The following is a 1,588-nucleotide window of genomic DNA, read 5'->3' on the forward strand; positions in this document are numbered from 1 at the left end:
GCCGATGATCACGGCGATGAAGTTCACGCCCTCGACGAGTTCGAGCACCCCGAACGTGAATCGCTGATCCGCCGTGGCGGCGTAGGTTCCGACGGTGCCGAGCATGAGGCCGAAGAGACCGGCGAGGATGCCCTTGAGCATCGACTTCGACGAGATGCCGATCATGATCGAGATGCCGAAGATGACCAGCGCGAACAGCTCGGGCGACTTGAAGTAGTCGCGGGCGAAGCTGGCGATCGGCACGGCGGCGACCGCGAAGAGCACGAGCGAGGCGAGGATGCCGACGGCCGAGACGATCGCCGAGATCGTGAGCGCGAGACCTGCCCGCCCCTGTTTCGCCATCGGATAGCCGTCGAGAGTCGTCGCGATCGAGGCGGGTGTGCCCGGCGTGTTGATGAGGATCGACGGCACCCGGTCGCCGAAGTTGGCTGCGACGTAGATCGTCAGCAGCACGGCGAGGCCCTGCACGGGCTCGAGGGTCAGCGTGAAACCGGCGGCGAGCGCGACCGCCATGGTCGCGGTGATGCCGGGGAAGGCTCCGACCATGAAGCCGAGCAGGAGCCCGACGAGCATGTAGAGCAGGATCGAGATGTCGAGGAGCGAGTTCAGCCCCTCCATGAGCGCGTTCACAGGGGAATCCTCAGGAGCATCCCGAACACGACGTAGACGAACGCCGTGACGGAGACCGAGTAGATGATCAGGCTCAGCCAGCGGCGGTGGCCGTAGAGGAGCATGAGGGTCGCCATCAGCAGGGCGGCGGCAATCGGGAAGACCTCGATGCGGTAGCCGAAGAGGATGACGGATCCCAGCGACCACACCGCGATGAAGGCGCCGGTGATCACGAGGGTGAGGATGACGCGGGTCGTGCCGCCGGGCTGGATGCGCTCGAGATCCTCGCGCCCCGGGGCCGGACGCGTGATCGCCATCGCCAGGACGGCGATCGAGACGACGACGGCCGTGACCGCGATGACCATGGGCCAGAAGCGCGCGTCGATCTGTCCGGGGAGGGCTTCGCGGCGCAGCGGGATCTGAGTCGCCAGGAAGAGGTACCCGGCACTGAATGCGAGGGCGACGACCCCGAAGGCGATCTCGAGCGGTCGTGACGCGGGGGCGCCCTGGTGGTCGTCGTGCTCGACCGACGGTGTGGCATCGGCGTGGGACATGGTGCTCCTTCCCTGATCTGGGTGGCGGCGTCGGGTGGCGGCGTCCGGGTGGCGGCGGGGATGCTGCGGGGCCGGCGACGACGCCGGCCCCGCATTCCGAGCCGATCAGCCCAGGAGGTCCTTGAACAGATCGAACTGCTCGTCGACGAACGTCGTCCATTCGGCCGAGTCGCGGTAGACCACGAGGTTGCCCGCGTCCTTCTGGAACTGCTGGTAGGTGTCGGACTCGACGGCCTCCTTGACGGCGGCCTCGAGCTCGCTCTTGACGTCGTCCGGCAGACCCTTGGGGGCGTAGATGCCGCCCCATCCGCCGAAGACCACGTCTTCGCCGATCGACTCGTCGACTGTCGGCACGTCCTCGGCGTCGGGGTGGCGCTCGTCGTTCATGACGGCGAGGATGCGCACGGCCTCGCCCTGGGCGAGCG

The 1,588-nt window shown here is 67.6% G+C and carries 3 protein-coding genes; all 3 read right to left on the reverse strand.

Annotated elements, in window-relative coordinates; translation table 11 throughout:
- The coding region (locus J7E68_RS05760) for a tripartite tricarboxylate transporter permease (RefSeq protein ID WP_215170695.1) at positions 1-630 on the reverse strand (630 nt) is incomplete at its 3' end.
- Positions 627-1,163 carry a tripartite tricarboxylate transporter TctB family protein gene (locus J7E68_RS05765; protein WP_215170697.1) on the reverse strand — a complete coding sequence of 179 codons (537 nt, stop codon included), beginning with the start codon at positions 1,161-1,163 and terminating at the stop codon, positions 627-629. The genes J7E68_RS05760 and J7E68_RS05765, both read right to left, overlap by 4 nt.
- Before the next feature lie 105 nt (positions 1,164-1,268).
- On the reverse strand, positions 1,269-1,588 hold a 320-nt coding region (locus J7E68_RS05770), incomplete at its 5' end, for a tripartite tricarboxylate transporter substrate-binding protein (RefSeq protein WP_251048685.1).

The organism is Microbacterium sp. ISL-103, assembly GCF_018613995.1.
Taxonomy (GTDB): domain Bacteria; phylum Actinomycetota; class Actinomycetes; order Actinomycetales; family Microbacteriaceae; genus Microbacterium.